A 24,303-nucleotide genomic window follows, 5' to 3' on the forward strand; every position below is an offset into this window, starting at 1 on the left:
GGGGGGTCGGTCGAATCTGCGCGAAATACGGCCGTCTCGCGTGCGGAACGATTCGGCAGCGCCGGGGCGGTTCAGCGTGAGCGTCGGCGCGGTCGGGAGCAGGCGGCGGAGCGCGGCGGGGTGGTGACGCGTCGCGAAAGGTCGTGTGTCGCCGGTCGGCGGCATCGTGTATTTCTGACCCGATGCGCGGCAGCCAGCAAAATTTTCCGCCCGAAGCGGCAACGACCGAATGGCGGCATCAGGTTGATTGCGTTCGTAGCGCGGGTCTTCCCGCGCTGCCGCAACCGGCCCGACGACTACGTAATGCGCGGCTTTTTCACGCGCGCCCGTTCGGCACAATGGACCATTGCGCGTGGCCCGCCTGCCGCTGTGCCGGCACGTCACGCATGCCGCGGGAGAACGGACATGGTGTTGATGGCTGTGGGCGGGGGCGGACCGGTGAACGTGCCGCAGCCGCAGGATGACGACGATCCGGCACCGAAGAACGGGGCCGGCAGCACCCCGCCGGCGCAGACGCCGGAACAGCAGGCCCTCGCGGCCGCGCAGGCCGAGACGCAGCGCCTGCTGCAGCTCGCGCAGGCCGAAATGGCGACGCTCAAGCGCCTGCACGACCAGGGCGCGTCGCAGGCCGATCTCGACAATCAGGTGAAGAAGGCCGAAGCGGCATGGGGCTCGGTGCAGGCGGCCGTCGAGAACCAGATGCGCGTCGCGGCCGACGGCGGCGGCGACACGAACAAGGCGATCGCGGGCGTGGCCTCGGATCTGCGCAATGCGACGCCGAACGATCCGGTGCTCGGCTCGGTGCTCGACGATGCGCAAAAGGCGGTGTCGGCCGAATCGGCGCCCGAGCGGGCGACCAACGTGAAGGCGTTCCAGTTCGCGCTGGCGATGCAGAAGGACCAGGCCGCGAACGCCGACGTGAAGCAGTACGACGCGCTGCCGGGCGGAATCCGGCGCGCCGATCCCGACACCGGCGTGCAACTTCGCCAGGCGGCCGGCACGGCCGACACGAATGCCAACAACGCGTACACGGCCCTCACCACCGCGTTGCGCCACGAGTACAGCACGTCGGCCGCGACGCTGCGCCTGAACGACGCGAAGGCCGACTACGCGGCGTGGCAGAAGGAGCCGGGCGGATTGCGCCGTGCCGACGAGGCCGACGTCACGCAGGCGCTGGCACAGGCGCAGAGCCAGTACGACAAGGTCGTGACGGGCGGCGATGACACCGCACTGACCTACGTGACGGCCGACGAGCAGAAGCAGGTCGTCGCGTCGGTGAAGCAGAATCACGACGGCATGTGGTACACCGGCCTCGTCGACGCGCTGGGCGAGGAAAGCCAGCTCAAGCGCACGATCGCGACGATCAATCCCGACGATCCGTCGCTGTCGCCGCAGATGAAGCAACTCGCGCAATCCGATCCGGTCACGTTCGCGCTGTTGCAGGACACCGGTGTGACCGTCGATCCGAACGATCCGAAGCTGTCGCCGCAGGAGAAGGCGCTCGCGCAGCAGAATCCGCTCGCGGAAGCGTTCGTCAAGCTGACAGGCGTTCCGGTGAGCACCGACGGCAAGAGCGACGCGGACGCGAAGGCGCTGAACGCGAAGATCGACCAGGCGGGCGGCGTGTTCGCGTACGCGATGGCGCAGGCGCAGGCGGACAAGAACAATCCCGGTTACCAGAAGATCCAGACGCTGCTTGCGGCGGCGCCCGAGGTGCGGCTGCAGTACACGAAGCAGCAGGTCGCTCAGTTGATGCAGGGCCCGGGCAGCAATCCCGGCGCGGCGCTCCAGGTGCTGAAGACCAACATGGACGCGTCGTTCTCGCTCGACGAGCGCCAGACGCTGTGGACCCAGGCCGGCCAGCCGCATTTCGACGCGAAGTTCATCCATTCGCAGATCGATCCGCTGATGCAGAAACCCGATGCGGATGCAACGGATCAGGCGAGCATGCGTGCGCGTTACGACGACACGATGAACGCCGACAAGGCCGGCAAGTGGATGCAGGACATCCTGAACAATGCGCCGCCCGAGTTCGCGGGCGTCGTGCTCGATACCGTCGAGCACGATTTCGGCAACAAGTGGATGCAGACGAACACGGGCACGCCGCAGCCGTACGGGCAAGGCACCGAGTTCTACAAGGGGCTCAGCAAGGCGGTCGGGCTGGCGGACCAGCAACCGACCGCGAGCGGCGTGCCCGTGCGGCGCGAGGACGACGTCGCGAACTGGCTGCTTGACGACAAGGGCAACGCGAAGACGCTGATCTACACGCTGCGCGGCAGCAACACCGGCTACGGTTTCGACACGGTGCGCGAGGCGCTGTCGTCGGGTGTCGATCCGGCGCTGTCGAAGGCGCTGCTGTCGAAGATGCAGAACGACGGCCGGTTCCAGGCGGGCTTCGCGAACGACTTCCAGCTGCGTTACGACCAGGGCACCAAGAGTGCGCAGAACAAGCAGAACAAGGACGCCGCCAACGCCAGCTACAAGCTGTTCCAGGCCGATCCGGACAAGCAGCTGAACGCGTATTTCGACGACTTCCAGAAGAACTTCGACGACAAGTCCTACACGTTCACCACCGGCTCCGACCAGATGACGAACTTCGTCGGCGCGGGGCTCGGAATCCAGCCGGACGACCCGGCCGCGATGCCGACCGACCGCAACGACGTGCCGTCGATGGCGATGCTCGAGCAGCTGATCGTCGGCAACGGGCAGTTGCAGAACGGTGTGGCGGTCAACAGTCGGTCGCTGTACGCGAGGAATTCGGCGGCGACGCAGATGATCCAGACCGTCGTCGACCAGATCCGCAAGGTCGGCGGCGACCACGCGGTCGTGTCGCTGGTGCCGATCTACTACGTGTCGAAGGGGACCGGTACCGCGCCGAGCGCATTGTTCAAGGTGCAGGTCGCGAACCACCCGGACCAGTACAAGCTGATCGACGATCGCGGCTGGAAGTACGACACCGTCGACGACTACCAGCACAACAACGCGCTGTCGGACGACGGCAAGCTGTACGTGCCGAAGAGCCTGACGAACGGCGCGGCGTCCGGCGGTTACGCGCAATACGAATCGATCGACGCACACAAGACGGAGTGGTACCAGCACGTCGAACACTATCTCGAGATCGGCACGGGTATTCTCGCCGCGGCCGGCGGTGTCGTGCTGGTCGCGAGCGGCATCGGTGCGCCGGTCGGCGGCCTGATGCTCGGCGCCGCGTGGACCGCGGTCGGCGCCGGGATGGCGGTCGGCGTGCCGGCCGCGATCGGCGACCTGAACAATCTGAGCGAGCACGGGCAGTCGATCGGCTTCGGCAATGCGCAGGCGCGCGGCGACTGGATCAGCCTGATCGGCAGCGGCGCGGGCATCGCGGGCGGCGGGCTCGGCGTCGCGGCGAAGTCGCTCGCGGAGGCGTCGTCGCTGCTGCGCACGACGGGCCAGGTCTCGGACATGGTCACGCTGGCATCGCGCGGCGAGGGCGTGACGGCCGACGTGGCCGGTCTCGGCCGTTTCGCGCAGGAAGCCGATGCGTTCCAGTCGGTCGCGCAGACGACGGGCCGCACGGCCGGCGTGCTCAACGTCACGGGCGGCGCGATCGGCGGCTATCAGATGGTCGACCAGGGCGTGTCGCTCGTGAAGAACTGGGACGCGATGTCCGACTCCGATCGCGCACAGCAGTTGCTGAACCTCGGGATCGGCGTCGCGCAGATGGGCCTCGGCTCGCATACGCTGATGGAACGGCCGATTCGGGCGATCACGAAGACGCCGGCCCCGCCGGCGACGCAGCGGCCGATCGCGATCGACGTGGCGAACGCGATGTTCGCCAACGGGCTGGCGAACCAGCGCCTCGCGGTTGGCGAGATCAGCAACCCGTGGCAGCACGCCGAGGAACAGGCGGCCAGCTTCGGCGAGCCCGCCGGCGACGGCGAGCCGGTGTCGCCGGCGGAAGGCGGGCTGCGGTCGCGCTTCACCGCGTGGCTGCGCGCGCGCCGCACGCAGGGCACGCCGGACGACGGCGACGCGATCCTGCTGCGGCTCGCGCCCGATGCCGAAGGGATCGACGGCGAAGCGACGCCGGCCGTTGCCGCCGCGATCGCGGGCGATGATGCGACGCCGGCCGGGGCCGGCACGCCGGCCACGGCGGGACGCCCCGCGTCGTGGCCCATTCCCGCGCATGTGGCGGCCGATCCGGACGCGCTGGCCGGCGTGGTCGGGTCGATTCTCGACAGCGGCAACCGCCTCGAGGACGTCGAATACTACGTGTACGCGCTGGAGGACGGCGAAGGGAACGTGCGCAAGCCGGACGAAGACGGGCTCCCCTCGACCGAACGCGGCAACCTGACGGACGACATCCGGGCGGCGAACGCGGACGCGCGGCGCGCGGCGGCCGGAGACGATCCGGTGAAGCTCGCGGCCGCCGCCTCCAGCGAGGACGGCACGATCGGCGTCACGCGTTACGCGTCGTTCCACGACGCGATGATGGTCGCCCGCGGCGGCGTGGCGGCGGGCCGCTACCAGGTCGCGCTGGTCGACCACGGTGCGCTCGCCGCGGACGGTACGGTGCCGCCCGAAGCGGTGGTCGCCCGGGTCGGGCTCAACGACGCGGGCGACGCGCTGATGCTGTCGATGAACGACGCGTACGATCGCACGCTGCGCGTGATGTACCCGCGCGGGTTCGATCCCGCCAAGCCGTTGATCCGCAGCGAGGACGGCCGGCGTGTCGACGTGATCAACGCGCCGCCCGGCATGGACGAAACGCAATGGGGCGCGTATCCGCGCCGCGAAGCCGACCTCGCGATCTATTCGAACCATCCGGACCAGCCCGAGAACCGGCTGCCGGCGGGCGAGCGGCCATTGATGCCGGTGCCGCCCGGCTACTTCGCGGTGTACGCGCATGCGTGGTCCGATGCGTTCGCGAGCGCGACCGGCAAGCCGATGAGCGCGGAAGACCTGGCCGAGCTGGTGCGCCAGAGCGGCTGGGACGGCAAATCGCCGGTGATCCTCTATGCATGCGGCGCGGGTACGCGGGTGAGCCCGCTCGCGCAACTGCTCGCGAACGTGCTGGGGGTGGACGTGTACGGCGCAAGCGGCTTCGTCGCGTGGCGTTCGCCGCGCTATCGCAGCGACGGCAGCCCGGACTCCGGCTATACGACCGGCATCGTGGTGGAGCCCGGCGCCCCCAGTCTCGCGGGGAAGCCGGACCATTCGGTGCAGCATGCGCCGCGCACCTACCGCTTCTCGCCGGCGCTGGCGGTCATCGACCAGGGCGCGCACGCGGTCGACTGGAGCACCGTGGCGCCGCGCCCGGTGTCGAATCGCTGGGGCGGCAGCGGCGCGTCGGGCGACGCGCGCGTGCCGCTCGGCGTCTACGTCTGGCGCGTGCTGACGAATCGCGGCGGCGCGGTCATCAATCCGCGCAGCCGCCGCCCGGCGAGCGCGCTCGAGATGACCCACGCGCTGGAGGAACTGGCGTGGAAGGGCTATACGCCGGGCACGCCGATCGCGCTGGAGGGGCCGCACAGCGGCGCCGATCCCGAATTGCTGCAGGAATTCGCGGACCTGATCCAGGCGCCGGTGTTCGGCCGGCTCGGCGACGACGACGCGGCCGGCTGGCGGCGCGCGATCCCCGATCCGGGCCGCCGGCTCGCGCGCTTCCAGATCGAACCCGACGTGAACGGCAAGTTCTCGCCGGGCCGCGCGCAGCCGGTTCGCGTCAATCCGCTGGAATTGCGGCCGGTGCCGGGCTCGAATGTCGTGAACCTGCTGGGCCACGCGACCGCGCGGCAGTTCCTGAAGGTGTCGGGCTTCGACATCGCCGAATCGCATGGCACGAAGCCGCGCGACGTGAGCTGGGACAGCGCGATCGCCATCACGAAAGACGGCAACACGATGTCGCCCAGGGAATTCGCGCGCAGCCTGCTCGAGGATCCGGCCTACGCGGAAGGCAACGGCGTGCTGCTGACCGGCTGCTATCTCGGCTCCGGCGGCTACCCGTTCGCGCAGGAGCTCGCGTATGAACTTCAGGTGCCCGTGATCGCGTCGATCGCGTCCAATTCGATACGCGGCACCGGCGCGCTGGAACTGCACCCGAACAGCGACGACATCGTCGTGCCGGCACACGATCCGGATGTGTCGACGCGGCTCTACCTGCATATCCCGGAGGCGCCCGACGCGAACGAACCGCCGCTGGTGTTCGCCCGGCGCGGCGAACCCGTGCAAGGCGCGGTGGCGCACGGGTACGACGGCGCGCCGGTCGAACCGGTGCGCCCGATCGACGCGCAGATCGATCCGGACGCCGACAGCGGGCGGCGCGGCAACACCGGCACGCCGGGCGATGCCGCGCGGCCGGGCGCGACGGCACATGGGCCGGCCCAGCCGCAGCCCCGCGCGCATCCGCGTCTCGCGCCGGAGCCGGACGCGGGCGAGCCGCCCGTCGACGAGCCGGTTCCGGTCGTCGACGTGGCGCCGGGACAGATCTTCACGGCGGACGAGTGGGCCGCGCGCACCGAGCAGGCCGCCGAGGCCGACGCCGACGACGGCCTGTCGGGGATTCCGCAGAAGACGTACCGGAACAACAGCCGCGTCTATACGGACCGCACGATCGCCAACGACGGCGTGATGACGACGACGATTCGCGGCGAGTCGGTACTGCAACCGGGCTTCGACGACGTGACCGGCGTCGACGCGACGCAGCACCCCGAATTCCTGCGTCCGGCCGACACGCTTCTGATGCCGGCCGGCGACCCGCTGCATCCGGTCGGCGCGCGCGGGCTGATGTCGCCGCCGGGCCATCACGTCGTGTTCGGACACGGCATGTCGGCCGATGCGATGCTCGGCCCGGAAGGCCGGCCGGTGACGCCGGACGAGGTGACCGAGCGTGTCGCGCCGCAGCTCGAGGCGGGGCAGGACGTGACGCTGTATTCCTGTTTCGGCGGGTCGGACAAGCACGATCCGTTGCGCGTCGCGCCGGGCCAGGTGCGGGCCGCGAGCGGGACGTTCGCGGCCGCGCTCGCGCAGCGGCTGTCCGAACTCACCGGGCGGCCGACGTCGGTCTGGGCGCCGCAGGACATCCTGCTCGTCAAGCCGGACGGCTCGGCCACCGTGCGCGTGACGCGCCGGACCGGCGAGGTCGACAGCGACCGCCTGCCGATGCAGCGCTTCGTCGGCGACCCCGCGCGGGCGGGCCGCCCGGCACTGCCCGCCGGACCGGACGCGGAGCCGGCACCGAGCGCCGCGCATACGGCGCCGCCGCCACGGGCCGAGCGGCCGGCGCGTCCGACGGTGCCGCGCGTGCCCGATCCGACGTTCGCCGATCCCGGCTACGACTTCACGCCGATTCCGGACGGCACGTTCGAATCGGTCACGCTCGACCATCCGTTCCGCAGCGCGCTGGCCGACCGGCCGGGCGTGATCGGCGATGCCGCGCGCGTGACGCAGGCCGGCGGCACCGTGAGCCAGCACTGGCCGAGCTATTTCCTCGACGGCCCCGAGCCGACCCGTGTGATCGACGACGTGATGCAGGCGTTCGACGCGGCTGGCCTGACGAACCTGCGCGTCGAATTCGTGACGGGCGACGGCAGCATCGTGCTCGGCAGCGGCACCGATTTCGGCGCGCTCGATCCCGAGGCGGGCTGGTTCCGGTTCAGCGGCACGGTGCCGGACGCCGCGGCGTCGGCAGCGCACGCGACGGGCCGCACGGCCGCCGAAACGCGGCGCGCGTTGCCGGACGGCGTGACGACGGTCGCGCACGACGATCTCGGGCAGGCGCTCGATGCGGCGCAAGCCGGGCCGCGCAATCACGCGTACGTGCCGGCCGATGCGCTGCCGGACGACACCGCGTTCGCGCAGGGCGACCTGACGCCGGCGGAACGCGTCGCGGCCAGCGCCACCGCGCATCTGGCCGCGGTCGAGGCCGCCGCACCGGCCGACGTCGTGCTGCTGTCGGCGCTCGGCCACGATCCGGCGAGTGCGCTGCGCATCACCACGCCCGACGGCGGCTCGCTGTTCAAGCCGGCCGGCGTCGACATGTACGTCGTGCGCACCCGCGATGCGGCGACGGGCGACGTGTCGTACCGGCTCGTCGGCGTCGATCGTTCCGGCTTGCCGGAAGGCTATGCGGCCGTGCATGCCGGCGGAACGCGCGCGCTCGGCGCGGTCGACGGCAACCCGACCTGGCCGAGGTTCGGCCACGCGGGGCCGGCCGGCCGTCTGGCGAGCCCGGCCGGCGACCCGGCAAGCAACAACCCGTCCGCCGCGGCGACGCCGGCCACCGTTTCCGGTCATTCAGCCGCCCCGGCCGCGCCGCAGGGGGCCGCAGCGGTCGAGGCGGCAAATCAGGCGCGCGCGGCCGACTGGCTCGACACCCTCGGCCGCCGCACGCTCAAGCGTGTCGACGGCCGGCATGCGCCCACGCTGGACGGACTCGCCCGGCAGCTCGGCCCCAACGCGCATGTGCTGGTCACCGCGCATCACACGCCGCCCGACGGCGCCGCGGCCTATACGCCGCCGGCCTTCGTCGCGGTGCTCGAGACCGACGCGAACGGCGCGCTCGGCCCGGTGCGGATGCTGAACGGCAAGCGCGTGCCGCCCGCGCTCACCAAGGCGCTGGAAAATGCCAACAGCGGCGGCCGACGCGCACGCGGCAAGTTCGACTTCCATGTGTCGCCGGTCGCGCACGACGAACTGGTGGCGTTCGGCGGCCCGTCGAAGATCGAGACGCCGGACGGCAAGACGTCGTGGGACGTGACGGCGTCGGGCCATGCGATCGAGACGACGCTCGCGGGCGACGTGTCGAAGCTGCAGGATGCGCCGGTCTTCAAGCGGCCGCGCCAGGCCGTGCGTGCGGTTTCCGGCGCGCAGCGCTGGATTCACGTGGTCGACGACGAGACGGGCAAGGTGCTCGGCCATGCGGAACGCAACACGAATCACGAGTGGAAATATTTCGAAAAGGCGTCGGTCGGCGATACGGAGATTCCCGAGCAGGATCTGCGCACGGTGTTCCGGCGCCGCCGCCGCGGCGGCATTCCGGTCGGCCGGTCGCCGCGCCGCGGGATCCGCTTCGTCGTCAGCGACGTGGCGCCGGCCACCGTCGACCGCATCGGCGGGTTCCGGCCTGCGAAGGCGGCCCCGGCCGTCGAGAAGAAACCGATCCGCTCGGCCGGCGACCTGTTCCAGTCGATCGTGCCGGTGCGCCGGCCGCTATCGCGCGCGGAGCAGGGCGACGACGCGAACGCCGCGCCGCTGGCGCCGGTCGATCCGCATCTGTTGCCGTCGGACCAGTCCGCGCTCAACGCGGTCGACTTCAGCGGCAACAGCGTGTCGCACCTGCTGACCGCGATCCGCAACGGCGCGCTGGACGGCGGCCGCCATGTGATCTACGTGTTCAGGACGGACGGCGCGGTGGCCGAGGCGCTCGGCGATCCACTCGGCGTGATCGCCGAGCGCGATGGCGAGATGCGCTGGTTCGACAAGATCCCGCAGGTCAACAACAAGAACCATCCGGGCGTGCCGCTCGACGCCATGCCGATCGGCAACGATCGCTTCGGCACGGACGTGCATTTCCTGCTCACGCAACTGTCGCCGCGCGATTTCCTGAACAGCGCGCGGCCGACGCGCGTCGCCGCGCTCGAGGCGCGCGCGAAGGCGCTGCACGATCAATGGAAGGCGGCGGAAGCGCGCGGCCTGCACTCGGCGCCGTTCCGCGCGCTCGCGGCCCGCACGCGGCACGGCTACAACGAGGTGCTCGCGGACTTGCGGCGCCTGGGGAGCAAGGGCACCGCGCCCGAGCCGCTGTCGATCGAGCCGTACCAGCCGGGGCTGTCGTCGGCGACCTCCGTCGAGTTCAGCCTGCGCCACGGCGCGGCGAAGCCCGAGCAGTATTTCGCGACGCACCAGCAGATCGAGGCATACAACAAGCAGGCGCAGCGGCCCGGCGACGTGAACCTCGTGCTGAAGGGCGAGCCGCAGGCCGTGATGGTCGACGTCGGCATGTGGCGCACGCTGCTCAACAAGCTGTACGTCGCGCGCGACGTGTCGACGTCCGCATCGCGGTTCCTGCCGGTGCCGGGCAAGCTGCGCGCGCGGACGCGCAACCTGGGCGCGGCGACCGTCGCCGACAAGCGGATCCGGCAGATCTTCACGCGCTCGAGCGAAGCGTTGCAGGATCGCATGGTGCCGATGGCGCGCTCGTTCTCGCTGAGCGACGATCCGGCGTTGATGGGCGCGCTGGTCGAGCGGTATGGCGGCGTGATGCCGGTCGTCACGCTCGTGATCGATCCGCATTCGCTCGCGGCGGTGCTCGGCAAGGCGCACGATCCGGATTTCCTGCGCGCGGTGCGCGCGCTCGGCGACCAGAAGCACGCCGTGTTCGACGGCGAGAACGGGATGATCCATCCGGCGCCGGGCTCCGACGGGAAGGCGCTCGCGCTCGACGATCTCGCGCATCTGCATCGCTGGCTCGACGAGGCCGCGCGCACCGGTTTTGCGATCCGGCTCGAGACGGCGCCGTCGCGCGCGCTCGTGTCCGGCGCCGACTACCGGTTCCAGTCGGGCACCAACGACACGTATCACGATTACGTGCGTGTGATGACCGCCCTCGAACGCTGGTCGAACGCGCATCCCGACACGAAGGCGCCGAACGTGATGGTCACGTTCCACGGCTGGGACGCGGTGCCGGAATCGGTGCCGGGCGGCGGACACGAGAAGCTGCTGCGCGCGGTGCTCGAGCGCAAGGGGCTCGAATGGGTGCACATGGGGCTGTCGTACGGCACCCACGGCGCGGACTTCATCGGCAACCAGGATCTCACCGGCGCGCTCGCGAAGCTGATCGTGGAGAACCGCAACCGGCCCGAGATCATCGACCGCCTGCATGGCGCCGATGCGCTCACGCGCGTGTTCGAGCGGGTCGACCAGCAGACGCTGGCGAACCAGCATCAGCTGCTGTTCGCGGAAGTCGAGCGGCTCGGCGCCGCGGACGGCATGACGCCCGCGGACATCGCCGCGCTGCGCCAGAAGCTCTACGAAGGCAACACGACCGTCTGGCTGAACCAGGCGCGCAAGGCGACGATCGAGCATGCGATGCCGCTGTGGGACGCCGACGGCAACCCGCCGCGCACCGGGACGGACGAGGGCGCACGCAGGTTCGGCGGACGCTGGCTGGCCGACTACGGCGCCGGCGTGCCCGACCGCGTGACCACCGGCAAGCGGCCGGCCGCCGCCGACCCGCTCGACCACTGGCGCGCGGTCGTGCACGATCCGGCGCTGATCAACGACGGCACCAAGCCGATCGGCACGAGCCGCCGGGAAGCGGCGCAGCTCGCGAAGGTCGACATTCCCGACGCGAAGCGCGCGCAGGCGGAACTGCATGCGCTGCGGGTGCACGACGAACCGATCGGCGAGAACACGCCGCCGCCGTCGTCCAGGCGGATCGCCGGCGACATCGCGGCGGCCACCGTGACCGGCGGTGCCGGCGCGGGCGTGCTCGTCGCGGTCGGCCGGGAGTCGGTGCGCACCGCGACGAACTCGCTGTATGCGGGCCTGCGGGTCGGGCGCGTGTTCCAGGCGCTGCATCACGGCGCGGTCGCCAGCCTGAAGAACGGCGATCCGCGCGTGTTCGATCGCGTCGTCGACCGGCTCGTGCGCGGGCTGCAGGCACAACTGAAGGCGAACGGCTTCGACGTGGACGCGCGCGGCGCGCAGCTGGAGCAGATCGCGCACGAAGGCAAGGCGATGGCCGCCCAGCTGCGCGCGCTGAACGACGACGGGATGCTGTCGTTCGACGATACCGTCGCGCACACGAAGGCGATCGCCGCCGACATGCTCGCGCAGATGCAGGGCGTGGTCGGCGGGACGTCGCTGAAGCTGCTGCATCACGGCAGCCCGCGCCATTCGGTCGGCCGCGTCGGCCGCGTGCTGGCGCTCGGCGGCTACGGCGGCTCGATCACGATGAATGCGTTCAGGGCGATCACGCACGGCGACCTGCTGGCCGGCGGACAGGCGATCGGCGGCGCGTTCAGCGCCGTCTATACCGGCATCGTTTACAAGGGCAGCCTGCGGGGCGTGAATGCCGAGAACCGCAGCCAACTGGCGCGGATCGCGAGCGCGACCGGCGACTACCTGACCTCGGCGGTCGGCATCGCAACCGGCGTGCATACCGCGCTGACCGTGGATCCGGTGACCGGCACGCTGACCGCGATGTCCGGCGCGCTGCTCGGCGCCGGGCGGCTGCATGCGCATTTCCCGAACGCGACGCCGTGGATGGAGCGCTTGCCGACCGGCATCGCGCTGGCGCCCGTGGCGATCTTCGGGATCATGCAGGGGATCAGCCTGTACACGTCGGCAACCGCGTCGGACGATCAGAACAAGACGCCGGGTTCGTCGCCGAAACCGTCGGGTTCGAGTGCCGGGGCGCCGACGCCGGGCGCGTCGTTTGCGCCGTCGCCCGGCACGACGAGCGCACCGGTGCAGCCGAATGCATCGGCAACGCCGTCGGCATCGGCGACGGCGAGCGCGCAGCCGTCGGGTACGCCATCGCAACCGGCGCAGCCTTCGACGGGGTCACCGAGCCCCGCGCCCACACCGCTGACGGTGACCGTGGCGGCCGGCGATTCGTTGTGGACGATCGCGCAAAGTCACGAAGGATCGTTGCTTGCCGCGGCACACGTGCCAGCCGACCAGCAGCAGCGGATGTCGGACGGTCAGCGGATCAATGTCGCGCTCAACGAGATCCTGCAACTGAACCCGAACCTGGCGAGCAAGCCGGGCGAGATCGATCCGGGGCAGCTGGTCGTGGTCGGGTGACGAGGGCGGCGCGCGGAACGTGTGCGGGGCGGATGCAAGCGACGCGTCGCGCGTGACGACGAGCGACGGGCGGGCGCGCCACGACGCGCATGCATGCGTCGTCGTCGCCGGCCCGCGCGTCAGCGCAGCATTGCCTCCGCGCCGACATCGTCGGACCGCGGCAGTACGGTCAGGCCGTCGCGCAGCGCATACGCGATCACTTCGGCGACGTTGTGCAGCGCCAGTTTCGACATCAGGTTCTGTCGATGCTTGCGTACCGTGAGCACGCTGAGATTCAGCCTGATGGCGATGTCCTTGCTCGAGTGCCCGTTGGCGATCAGCACGAGGATTTCCTGCTCCCGGGCCGTCACCGGCGGCACGGCCGCGGCGCCGGTGTGCTCGAGGACATGGGCGAGCGAGTCGCTGATGTAGCGGATGCCCGACAGCACCAGCGCGACGGCACGCAGCAGCTCGTCGCCGTCTTCGTGCTTGAGCATGTAGCCGTCGACGCCGATCGCCACGGCCGCCCGGACCGTGGCCGGGTTCTGATTGCCCGTGACGACCAGGATCCTGGTCTGCGGCGATTGTGCCTTGACTTGCTTCGCCAGTTCGATGCCGGGGAAGCCGGGTAGATCGAGATCGAGCAGCAGCAAATCGGCCTGCGTATCGCACACCAGCCGACCGACCATCCGGCCGTCGCCGGTCTCCCCCACGACGGTCCAGTTCGCTCGCGTCTTCAGCAGCAACTTCAGCCCGTCGCGAATGATGGCGTGATCTTCGGCAAGCACGATTTTTTTCATTTTTCTTTCGCCTTCCCCCGGGGCACCCGGAAGCTCGTTCCTTTGCGACAATACGATGCAACCCCGTTGCGACGTGTCACGCGGCGGGCGAGATCGACGCCCGCCCCGTTCAACGCCGGACCCGCTACGCGATTTTGAAATGGCAAACAGGATAGCGCAAGAATACCGTGCCGACGTGCAGCTGGAACTGGTCAATACGCTGTACCGACAGTCTCCGCCGATCCTGTTCGGCAACATCGCCGTCGTCAGCCTGACTACCTTTCTGTTGTGGCACGAGGTGTCGCGGCATGCGCTGCTCGCGTGGGCCGCGGCGATCTGCGTGCTGACCGCGATCCGTACCGTCATGGTCTGGCGGGATCGCCGCGCGGGCGAACATCCTGCCGGGACGGCCACGCGCCGCGCGCGGAAATACATGGTGTTCGCGGGCGTGTCCGGCTGCCTGTGGGGCGCCATGGGCGTGCTGTTCTTTTCGCCGGACAACACGATCGTGACCGCGCTGATCTGCATCGTGCTGGCCGGCATGACCGGCGGCTCGGTGGCGTCGCTCTCGTCGTGGTGGCCGACCTACGTGGCTTATGCGTTGCCGACGGTGCTGCCGTTCGCGATCCGCTCGTTCGCGTACGGCAGCGCGCTGTTTTCGGTGCTGGGCTTCCTGTCGCTGTTCCTGCTCGCGGTCAATCTCGCCTTCAGCCGGACGCTGCAGCGTACCGTGCGCGATGCCGTGTCGCTGCGCTTCGAGAACGTCGACCTGATCCGGCAACTGACGCAGGAGAAGGAGCGGGCCGAACTCGCCAATCGAAGCAAATCGCAATTCCTGGCCGCCGCCAGCCATGACCTGCGTCAGCCGACGCATGCGCTCGGCCTCTACATCGCGACGCTGCGGGCGATGGCGCGCGCGCCGAGCGTCGACGGAACCGCTCTCGACGACATCGCCGAACGGCTCCGCACCGCGTTGAAAGGCATGTCGCAATTGCTGAACGTGTTGCTGGACATTTCCCGGCTCGACGCGGGCGTGATCGATGTCGAGCCGCGCCGCTTCGCGCTGCAGCAGGCGCTCGACGCGCTGGACAGCCAGTTTCGTCAGGCCGCGCTGGCCAAGGGGGTGACGCTCAGGATCCGGCCGACCGCGATCTGGCTGGAAACCGATGCGGTGCTGCTGCACACGATCCTGTCGAACCTGCTGTCGAATGCCGTGCGCTATACGCAGCGCGGCGGCATCCTGCTGGCCTGCCGGCGTCGCGGCACCGACGTCGAGATCCAGGTCTTCGATACCGGCATCGGCATCGCGGGCGATCAACTGCCGCATATCTTTCGGGAGTTCTACCAGATCGGCAACGCGGCGCGGGACCGCGAGCAGGGGCTGGGCCTCGGGCTCGCCATCGTGCAGCGCACGGCGGCGCTGATCAATGCGAGCGTGCAGGTGCGTTCGACCGCGGGCCGCGGCTCGCTGTTCTCGGTGCGGCTGGCCATGGCCGACCATGCTCCGTCGCGCGCCACCGGCGCGCACCCGCCGGGCGAGCGTGCGGACCCCGGGCGCAGGCAGGCGCGCAAGACCATCCTCGTCGTCGACGACGATCGCGACGTGCTGGCCGGCATGCAGACGCTGCTTCAGACCTGGGGGCATACCGTGATCGCCGCGCCATCGCTGGAGCGTGCGATCGAGCTTGCCGTGCCGCGGCGCGCCGAACTGGACATGATCGTGACGGACTTCAGGCTGGCGGGGCACGTGACCGGCGCCGACGTCGTCCACCGGGTGTTCCGCGTCATCGAACGCGAGATTCCGGCCATCATCATTACCGGCGATACGTCGCCCGAGGGCATCCATGCCGCTTCGTCGAGCGGCTTCAGCGTGATGCACAAGCCGCTCGACCCGCAGGAAATGCAGACCTTGATCGACGCGTCGGCGTGACGGCGCCGCGATGTCATCGCACCGCGCCCGCTCGGCACCCGCACGCGAATGCGACGCGTTCGCGACGGCAGCCGGCGCGGCCGGTGCAGCGGCGACGGCACTACTGCATCTGCGGTATTTCCCAAACGAAACGGGTGCAGTACCTTCGCACCTGCTGGCAATCGTAAAAAACAGTCGCGCGGGGTAGCGAAGAAGGCAGGACAGCCGGGGAGACCAACCCACGGTTCGGGCCGCACGTCCGATCGAATCGGCGCGGCGCCGGCACGGCCTGATGCCGCGGAACAGGATCGGTTGCAGTGCGGCCGATCCTGTTCCAGGCGTCGTCCTTTCTGAAAGCATCGCGACAGGGTGCCGTGCCTGCACCCTGAATCGCGCTCGCCTTGCGCACGAGCCGACCGGCCTCTCGCGGTCGAATCCTTGAACGGCCATGGCGCGGCCTCGCCGCCCGCCTGCCTGGAGCGCAACGGTGATGGACAATCTGCCCAATATCATGGTGGCCGCGTTCCCGGCCTTCGCGGTGCTGATCGCCGTGGAAATCGGACTCGCGGCGGTGCTCGGCCGGTCGCTGTACCGGACCCGCGACACGCTGGCGAACCTCGTGCTCGCGGCCGGCGCATTCGTCGCCAGCGTGCTGACCGGCGGGCTGGTGCTGGCGGCACTGAGCTGGGTGTACGCGCACCGGCTCTTCACGATCCCGACGAACGTCTGGTGGGCGTGGGTGCTGTGCTTTTTCGCCGACGATTTCAGCTACTACTGGTTCCACCGCCTGAGTCACGAGGTGCGCTGGTTCTGGGCGTCGCATTCGGTCCACCATTCGTCGGAACAATACAACCTGTCGGTATCGCTGCGCCAGACGTGGACGGGCACGATCACCGGATCGTTCCTGTTCTGGGCGTGGATGCCGTGGGTCGGGTTCCATCCGAAGATGATCCTGTTCATGCAGTCGGTGAGCCTGATCTACCAGTTCTGGATCCACACCGAAGCGATCGGCAAGATGCCGCGCTGGTTCGAGGCGCTGCTGAACACGCCGTCGCAGCATCGCGTCCATCACGGCAGCGATTTCGACTATCTCGATACCAACTATGCCGGCACCACGATGATCTGGGATCGGCTGTTCCGCTCGTACACGCCCGAGCGATTCACGCCGCACTACGGGCTGACGTCGAGCATCGGCACCGACAATCCGTTCAGGATCGCGTTCTACGAGTGGCGCAATATCGCGCACGACCTCGCGAAGGCGGACAGCCTCCACACCGCGATCCAGTATCTGATCCGGCCGCCCGGCTGGAGTCCCGACGGCAGTTCCCTGACGACGCGCGATGCGCGGCGTGCCGCACAGCAGGTTTCCTGAGAAGGCGATATGGCTCACACACGCGATCCACACGACCGGCGCCACGATGCGGCGCCATCCAGCGCCGGCCGCCGGCAATTCCTCGAATACGCGGGCGCGGGGGTGTTGTCCGCGATGCTGCCCGGTTGCGGCGGCGCGGACACGATTCAGCGGTCGACCTACGACGCGACCATCGCGGCGGGGCGGCAAACGATCCAGGCCGCGCTCGATGCCCATCCGCGGAACCTCGCGGGCATCTCGGTCGCGTTGCTCAAGGGCAATCAGGTCGTGTGGGCGCAGGCGTTTGGGAATGCGTCGATCAACCCGGCGGTCGCCGCCACGCCGACGACGCGCTACAACATCGGTTCGGTATCCAAAGTGATCGCGGCGCTGGCTGGCGTGATCCTGCAGGATCGCGGGCTGATCGACCTCGACGCGCCGATCGTCCGGTACGTGCCGTCGTTCACCATGCTGTCGCCGCAGTATGCGCAGATCACGTCGCGTCATCTGCTGTCGCATTCGTCCGGGCTGCCCGGCCAGAACGTCGACGACATGTTCTCGTATGCGCCGATTCCCGGCTATGCGGCGACCGCGCAAAAGGTGCTCGCCAACGAACACCTGAATCATCCGCCGGGCCAGTTCGCGGTGTACTGCAACGACGGTTTCACGATCTTCGAGCTGGTGGTCGCGGCAGTCACCGGGCTGAGCTTCGCCGATTTCGTTCAGCGCGACATTCTCGCGCCGCTGAACATGACGAATTCCGGCTTCCTGACCAGCGTGCCGACGAGCGGCCAGTTCGCGCTGGCGTACGCGAACGGCATCCAGTACGGGCAGGAATTCGCGAATCCGTACGCCACCGGCGGCCTGTCGACGACGCCGCTCGACATGATGAACCTCGCGCAACTGTTCATCGGCAACGGCGTGTTCCAGGGGCGGCGCATCGCGTCGGCGGCCGGAATCGCCGACATGCTGACGGACCAGACCGACCGGTGGCAGATCAAGTCGACCCGGCTCGGTTACTCGTATGCCTATGGTCTCGGCTGGGACGACGTCGACGATCCGGTCCTGCGCGCGGCCGGCGCCGCCGGCGCGTACAAGAGCGGCGGCACGCAGTTCTTTTCAAGCCATTTCTACGTGCTGCCGGCTGCGCAAATGGCGCTGATGATCACCGGCAGCACCGGCTATGACGCGGCCGGCATCGCGCCCGCGATCCTGCTGCAGGCGTTGCAGGAAGACGGCAGCATCGCCGGGGCCCCCGCGAAGGTGAATGTCGCTGCACCGCCGGCGGCTGCGTCGCCGGACGTTTCCGCGGTCGGCGGCGTCTACGGCAACGAATCGGCGCCGATGCAGGTCGCCGTGAACGCGGACGGCAGCCTGGCGTTGACGCAATGGAACGGCACGGCGTGGATGGACGCCGGCCCGAGCAGCGCGCCGTACGTGTATCGCAGCGACGGCTGGTGGTGGAGCGACGGCGATACCGTGTCGTACCGGTTCGATATCCTGCCCGGCACGGACGACGCGGGCAACGCGGTGAGCAACCGGTATCTGACCAAGCGTGTCGTCGACGGCTCGGGCTATGTGTTCCGCGTCACGCCGTATGCGCAGCAACTGCCGGTGCTGCCGCGGCTCGACGCCGCCTGGCAGGCACGTGTGAACACGTCGTGGAACGTGATCAACGAATCGGCGCAGTCGGTGTTCTCGGGCGGCAAGCTGCGGGTGTCGCTCGGCAGCCTCGACGCGTTGCCGGGCTATGTCCTGTTCGCCTACAGCACCAGCGGCGGCGCCCACTTCAACTACCAGTTGTTGAAGCCGCTGGCCGACGACCGCTGCGGGATGACGGTGCAGATACCGGTGATGCCTGGCCGCGATCTGTTCGAAATCAGCATGACGAACGTGAGCAATGTCGAGACGATGGCGGCTTCTGGATGGCTGTGCCAGCGCGTGTGAGGGCCGGCGGGAAGGGCGCGAGGCGCGACGATCGGCGGCATGCCTACGTGCCGGCAAGCCGACGCCGGTGTCGAGGCTGGGAGCGCGTGCCTTCGTGACCTTGTGCCGCATGACGATCGACAGGCAGTCAACCTCGAGGGCAAGCTCGAGCGGTCACGGCCTCGCTCGCAACGTCACATCGGCATTCGGCGTCGCGCCCACCTTTTCGAGCGCCGCAACCGCGGCGTCGTTGCCTTGCAGGATGGCGTTCTGCAGTGCGGTGCGGCCGAGCGCATCGACGTGATCCGGATTCGCGCCACGGGCGACGAGCACCGGCAACCTGCAGGTGCGGTTCAACAGTGGCGTGATCCAGTATCGGCAGGGCACCGGCGCCTGGACCGACGCGTAGGCGGCCCGCCCGGGTGAAGCCGGCGCGGGACACGCGAGCGTGCGCCGGCGCAGTTGTCATGGCCGAGTCGATCAGCGTCATGCTGCCGCTTGTTTCAGCCGCGACGGCCGCTCGGCGGTTGAAAGGGGCTAAAGGAATCGAACAAGATCCCGAGTTGTCCGGTACTAGGTGTCTTCCCTGAACGGGATTGCCATGGCCGCTCACCGCGGCTGCCGCAGAGCCGGCGATGACGGCGTACGGCCTTGACCCGCAAGGCTTCCGGGCGGAATGGACGCATCCGGCAGCCTGATGGACCCATGCCTGAACGTAATGACTTTGAGCAATTTTGGCAATTTTCAAACAATGCATCGAATCCCATACTGCGGCTCATCCAATCACCGCCAGCCTGAGTGGCGAACCGCAGAGGACTCGAGATGCAACGAAACACAAGTGGGCAGCCGACCGTTCGCGATGCCGTCGTGGACTTGATGCGGCGCCTCGGAATGACGTCGGTGTTTGCCAATCCCGGCTCGACCGAGCTGCCCATGTTCCGAGACTTCCCGGAGGACTTCCGGTACGTGCTGGGATTGCAGGAAGCGGTCGTCGTCGGTATGGCGGATGGATATGCCCAGGCGACCGGCAATGCCGCTCTGGTCAATCTGCATTCGGCGGCCGGTGTCGGCAACGCGATGGGCAACATATTCACGGCTTTCAGGAACCGGACGCCGCTGATCATTACTGCCGGCCAGCAGGCCCGTTCAATTCTGCCGTTCGATCCGTTTCTGTCGGCATCGCAAGCAACCGAGTTGCCGCGGCCTTATGTGAAGTGGAGCATCGAACCGGCTCGTGCCGCGGATGTTCCGCTTGCGCTCGCCCGTGCTTATCACGTGGCGATGCAGGAGCCGCGTGGCCCGGTGTTCGTTTCCATTCCGGTCGACGACTGGGATCAGCCGGCCGACTTCGTCGAGGCGACACGGGTCAGCACCCGGTTCCGCCCCGATCCGGCATCGATCGCGGAGATCGGTGACGCGCTGGACAACTGCAAACGGCCGGCCTTCGTCGTCGGCGCGGAACTCGATCGTGCCGACGCCTGGAGCGAGGCCATCCAGCTCGCCGAGCGCCACAACGCGCGGGTTTATGTCGCGCCGATGTCGTCACGCTGCAGCTTCCCTGAAGATCACCGACTTTTCGCCGGATTCCTTCCGGCGATGCGCGAAAAAATCGTTCGGATTCTGGATGGGCATGACCTGATCTTCGTCGTCGGGGCGCCGGCTTTTGCGTATCACGTCGAAGGCAGTGGGCCGCATGTGCCTGATGGCGCGGCGTTGTACCAATTGATCGACGATCCGGCTACCGCGGCGTGGACCCCGGTCGGCACGTCGGTGGTGGCGAACGTTCGCCTGGGGCTGGCGGACCTGCTCGCCCGTCCGGCGCCGCGCGGCCGGCCGTTGCCGGCGCCTCGCGAGGTCGTCGAGCGAGCCGAGCCCACGGCGGTCATGTCGGTCGCGTATGCGTTGCAGACGCTCTCCGAGGTGCGCGACGCAGCGGATATCGTGGTCGAGGAGGCGCCAAGTTCGCGGCCCGTCATGCAGCGTTATCTGCCGTTCACGCGCAGTCAGACGTTTTACACGATGGCAAGCGGCGGTCTGGGCTACGGCATGCCCGCCGCGGTGGGCGTGGCGTTGGGCAAACCCGGCAGCCGCGTGATCGGCCTCATCGGTGACGGCTCGACGATGTATTCGCCCCAAGCGATCTATAGCGCGGTCCAACTCGATCTCCCGATCACCTTTGTCATCCTGAATAACGCCCGCTACGCCGCCTTGCAGGAATTTGCGCCCGTCTTTGGCTTCTCCGCGTCGGATCCGGTACAGGGCACCGACCTCGCGGGGCTGGATTTCGTTTCTCTGGCCAACAGCATGGGTTGCGAAGGGGTGCGAGTGAGCGACGCGCCGTCGCTGAAGTCCGCGCTGGAAGACGCTTTGTCTTCGGGCAAAACGCGCCTTGTAGAAATTGTCGTGGCCTGACCGCGAGTCGGTGGTTCGACAGGCTGGCTTTTCAAACATATTCCAGGAGACGGCAATGAATCAGGTATCGATGTTGATCAACGGCGAGCGCACGATGGCGCGCGATGGGGCGACATTCGAGCGCCGTAATCCGCTCGATGGCACGGTTGCATCGACCGCACCCGCCGCGACCGTCGCCGATGCACAGGCCGCAGTGCACGCTGCGGCCGCCGCTTTTCCCGCTTGGTCGGCGATGGGGCCCGGCGAGCGACGCGCATTGCTGAATCGAGCCGCAGATGCGCTCGAAGAAAAGCGCGACGCTTTCGCGCTGGCAATGGCAACCGAAACGGGCGCGTCCCGCCTGTGGGCCGATTTCAACGTCAAGCTCGCGGCCGACGGGTTGCGCGAAGCTGCTGCGATGACCACGCAGATTTCGGGCGAAGTGATTCCGTCGGACGTGCCTGGCAATCTCGCGCTCGGGGTTCGGCAGGCCGCCGGCGTCGTGCTCGGGATCGCACCGTGGAACGCGCCCGTCATCCTCGGCGTGCGTGCCATCGCGCTGCCGCTGGCTTGCGGCAATACCGTCGTGCTCAAGGGTTCGGAAATTTGCCCCGCGACCCACGGCCTCATCATCGAGGCGTTGCAGGACGCCGGGCTGCCGCGCGGCGTCGTGAACTTCGTCACGAATGCGCCGGCGAATGCCGGCGCCATTGTCGAAGCGCTCATTGCCGAGCCCGCGGTCAGGCGGGTGAACTTCACGGGCTCGACCCGCGTCGGCCGCATCATCGCCACCCAGTGCGCGAAGTATCTGAAGCCCTCGGTACTTGAGCTCGGCGGAAAGGCTCCGTTTCTTGTTCTTCACGACGCCGATATCGACGCTGCGGTTCAAGGCGCGGCATTCGGGGCGTTCGCAAATTCCGGTCAGATCTGCATGTCCACCGAACGCATCGTCGTCGACGCGAACATCGCCGACGAATTCGTCGCGCGCCTGGCCGAAAAGGCGAAGAGCCTGCCGCTTGGCGATCCGAGAAAGGGCCCGGCCGTACTCGGCTCCGTTGTAGACATGGCGACCGTGAGGAAGTGCAACGACCTGATCGACGACGCGCTGGCGAAAGGTGCGACGTTGGTCTGCGGAGGAAAATCCGAGACCACGCTCATGCCGGCCACGCTGCTCGATCACGTCACGGCCGACATGCATATCTACCGGGAGGAGTCGTTCGGGCCGGTCAAGGCGATCGTCCGCGTCGAGGGAGACGAAGCGGCCATCGCATGCGCGAACGACAACGAATATGGTCTGTCGGCGGCAGTCTTCAGCCGTGACGTCGCGCGTGCGTTGACGGTAGCGAAGCGTATCGAGTCCGGGCTTTGCCACGTCAATGGGCCGACGGTTCACGACGAGGCGCAAATGCCGTTTGGCGGGATGAAGTCCAGTGGTTTCGGGCACTTCGGCGGCAAGGCGGGAATCGCGGAATTTACCGATTTGCGCTGGATCACCGTGCAAACGACGCCTCGTCACTATCCGTTCTGATGGTTGCCACGGTCGGGGCGCGTCTTGTTCGCGACGGACGAGACGGGCCGCTGGATCGTGGGCGCGAACAAAACAACAACCCTGTACCGGTGAGTAGCCTTCGCTCGTGGAACAACGAGCGATCGGCTTAAGGAGACTGCAATGCCTATTGTCAATTTGGAGTGGTCGCTCGATCGCACCCGGTTCGAGTCGGGCCATCACGTCGGAGAACGGATTACCCAGGCCTGCGATTCAGGCTTCACTGCTCTGGTCTGGGGGGCGAAATGAACGATCGTAATCCCGGTCTGCCGATCGTCGACATAGGCCGCACCCTTGATGACGGACCGTTCTCGGCGTTTCAGCGAATGGTCGTCTTTCTCGCCGCGTTCGCGATCGTGATGGATGGCTTCGATGGGCAACTCATCGGGTTCGCCATTCCCAGCTTGATCAAGGAATGGGGCATTACGCGCAACGCATTTGCGCCCGCCGTTGCTGCCGGCCTCGTAGGCATGGGTATTGGTAGCGCGTTCGCCGGCCTTTTCGCGGACAGGTTCGGTCGGCGCTGGGCCATTATTGGAAGCGTGCTGGTATTTGGCCTGGCGACGAGTTCGATCGCGCTATCGCCGGACGTCATGACCATTGCAATCCTGCGCTTCTTCGCGGGACTGGGTATCGGTGGTGCGCTGCCAAGCGCGACGACCATGACGGCGGAATTTACGCCGGCTCGCCGGCGGACGCTCGCAGTCACCGCAACCATCGTGTGCGTACCGCTGGGGGGCATGCTTGCGGGACTGTTCGCGAGCGTCGTGCTTCCTCACTATGGCTGGCGTGGGCTCTTTCTCATCGGCGGCACGCTTCCCGTGGCACTGGCGTTCCTGCTGTATCTCGCCATGCCGGAATCGCCCCGTTATCTTGTCCGCCATGACGAACGCTGGAACGAACTGCGTCACCTGCTGACCCGCATGTCCCGCTCGATTCAGCCGGACGCCGTGTTCGCCGATCAGAAGGAACAGAAAGCGGTACAGCGTCCGGGCTTTCGTGCTCTGTTCGCGGACGATCAAGGCCGTGACACGATTGCAATCTGGATCGCTTTCTTCATGAACCTGATCGCGGTCTACAGCGCATTCAGCTGGCTGCCGACGATGCTTGCAGGCGAGGGGCTCAGCCCTTCGGTGGCAGGTTCGGGCCTGACCGCCTACAACCTGGGTGGCGTCATCGGCGCCCTGGGCTGCGCAGTGGCAATCGGCCGGTTCGGGTCACGCTGGCCTTTGCTCGTGTGCTGCCTGATGGCATCCGCGAGCGCGCTTTTCCTGCGCGGTATCGACGTCTCTGCCCACACGACGTTGCTTGTGTTCGGAATTGGTTTGCACGGCCTCTTCGTGAACGCAGTTCAGTCGACGATGTATGCCCTTTGCGCCTACGTCTACCCGACCGAGATACGCGCGACCGGGACCGCATCCGCGCTTGCATTCGGGCGGCTCGGAGCGATTCTCAGCGCGTTCGCCGGGGCATTCGTGATCACGCAGGGGGGAGCGTCCGCGTACCTGGGCATGCTTGGTGGGGCGATGTCGATGGTCTTTATCTGCCTGATGATCGTGCGTCGTCATGTGCCGCCCGTCAATCGCGCCTGACCTCAGGCTCCAGCTTGACAGAGGCGCGCGAATCCGGACTC

General features: G+C 68.2%; 9 protein-coding genes. 7 read left to right on the forward strand and 2 right to left on the reverse strand.

Going from position 1 to position 24,303, the window contains the following annotated elements; all coding sequences use genetic code 11:
* Positions 1 to 405 precede the first annotated feature (405 nt).
* Entirely contained in the window at positions 406 to 12,789 is a 12,384-nt protein-coding gene (locus U4Z64_RS02010; RefSeq protein WP_321819101.1) for an LWXIA domain-containing protein, read from the forward strand.
* Positions 12,790 to 12,908: 119 nt separating this feature from the next.
* On the opposite strand, the gene U4Z64_RS02015 is transcribed toward U4Z64_RS02010, so the two are convergent.
* A complete protein-coding gene (locus U4Z64_RS02015) occupies positions 12,909 to 13,568 on the reverse strand; it encodes a response regulator transcription factor (protein WP_321819102.1) in 660 nt (219 codons plus the stop codon).
* A 139-nt stretch (positions 13,569 to 13,707) separates the two neighbouring features.
* Here U4Z64_RS02015 and U4Z64_RS02020 point away from each other — a divergent pair, with 139 nt between their 5' ends.
* The 3 genes from U4Z64_RS02020 (at position 13,708) to U4Z64_RS02030 (ending at position 18,754) form a co-directional block, all read left to right on the forward strand.
* Entirely contained in the window at positions 13,708 to 15,477 is a 1,770-nt protein-coding gene (locus tag U4Z64_RS02020; RefSeq protein ID WP_321819103.1) for a hybrid sensor histidine kinase/response regulator, read from the forward strand.
* 469 nt (positions 15,478 to 15,946) lie between these two features.
* Positions 15,947 to 16,828, forward strand: a complete 882-nt coding sequence (locus U4Z64_RS02025) for a sterol desaturase family protein (RefSeq protein WP_321819104.1) — start codon at positions 15,947 to 15,949, stop codon at positions 16,826 to 16,828.
* A 9-nt stretch (positions 16,829 to 16,837) separates the two neighbouring features.
* Positions 16,838 to 18,754 (forward strand): serine hydrolase domain-containing protein, encoded by a 1,917-nt coding sequence (locus U4Z64_RS02030; protein ID WP_321819105.1) that lies wholly within the window; start codon positions 16,838 to 16,840, stop codon positions 18,752 to 18,754.
* A 153-nt stretch (positions 18,755 to 18,907) separates the two neighbouring features.
* Here the strand turns inward: U4Z64_RS02030 and U4Z64_RS02035 are convergent, their stop codons facing one another.
* A complete protein-coding gene (locus U4Z64_RS02035; RefSeq protein ID WP_415750547.1) occupies positions 18,908 to 19,090 on the reverse strand; it encodes a hypothetical protein in 183 nt (60 codons plus the stop codon).
* Between the two features lie 465 nt (positions 19,091 to 19,555).
* On the opposite strand from U4Z64_RS02035, the gene mdlC reads away from it, so the two are divergent.
* The 3 genes from mdlC (at position 19,556) to U4Z64_RS02050 (ending at position 24,262) form a co-directional block, all read left to right on the forward strand.
* Positions 19,556 to 21,145: a benzoylformate decarboxylase gene (mdlC, locus tag U4Z64_RS02040; RefSeq protein ID WP_321819106.1), complete on the forward strand. Its 1,590-nt coding sequence runs from the start codon at positions 19,556 to 19,558 to the stop codon at positions 21,143 to 21,145.
* Positions 21,146 to 21,200: 55 nt separating this feature from the next.
* Positions 21,201 to 22,652 carry an aldehyde dehydrogenase gene (locus U4Z64_RS02045; RefSeq protein WP_044844562.1) on the forward strand — a complete coding sequence of 484 codons (1,452 nt, stop codon included), beginning with the start codon at positions 21,201 to 21,203 and terminating at the stop codon, positions 22,650 to 22,652.
* A 263-nt stretch (positions 22,653 to 22,915) separates the two neighbouring features.
* Positions 22,916 to 24,262, forward strand: coding sequence for an MFS transporter (locus U4Z64_RS02050; RefSeq protein ID WP_124569952.1), 1,347 nt, complete (start codon positions 22,916 to 22,918; stop codon positions 24,260 to 24,262).
* Positions 24,263 to 24,303 lie beyond the last annotated feature (41 nt).

The sequence above is a fragment of the Burkholderia sp. BCC1996 genome, from assembly GCF_905339955.1.
GTDB lineage: Bacteria > Pseudomonadota > Gammaproteobacteria > Burkholderiales > Burkholderiaceae > Burkholderia.

Bases quoted from the DNA above. Each gene is read 5' to 3' on its own strand.
- U4Z64_RS02025 (WP_321819104.1), top strand. From the start codon at position 15,947: ATGGACAATCTGCCCAATATCATGGTGGCCGCGTTCCCGGCCTTCGCG.
- U4Z64_RS02010 (WP_321819101.1), top strand. From the start codon at position 406: ATGGTGTTGATGGCTGTGGGCGGGGGCGGACCGGTGAACGTGCCGCAG.
- U4Z64_RS02015 (WP_321819102.1), bottom strand. From the start codon at position 13,568: ATGAAAAAAATCGTGCTTGCCGAAGATCACGCCATCATTCGCGACGGG.
- U4Z64_RS02050 (WP_124569952.1), top strand. From the start codon at position 22,916: ATGAACGATCGTAATCCCGGTCTGCCGATCGTCGACATAGGCCGCACC.
- U4Z64_RS02030 (WP_321819105.1), top strand. From the start codon at position 16,838: ATGGCTCACACACGCGATCCACACGACCGGCGCCACGATGCGGCGCCA.
- U4Z64_RS02020 (WP_321819103.1), top strand. From the start codon at position 13,708: ATGGCAAACAGGATAGCGCAAGAATACCGTGCCGACGTGCAGCTGGAA.
- mdlC (WP_321819106.1), top strand. From the start codon at position 19,556: ATGCAACGAAACACAAGTGGGCAGCCGACCGTTCGCGATGCCGTCGTG.
- U4Z64_RS02045 (WP_044844562.1), top strand. From the start codon at position 21,201: ATGAATCAGGTATCGATGTTGATCAACGGCGAGCGCACGATGGCGCGC.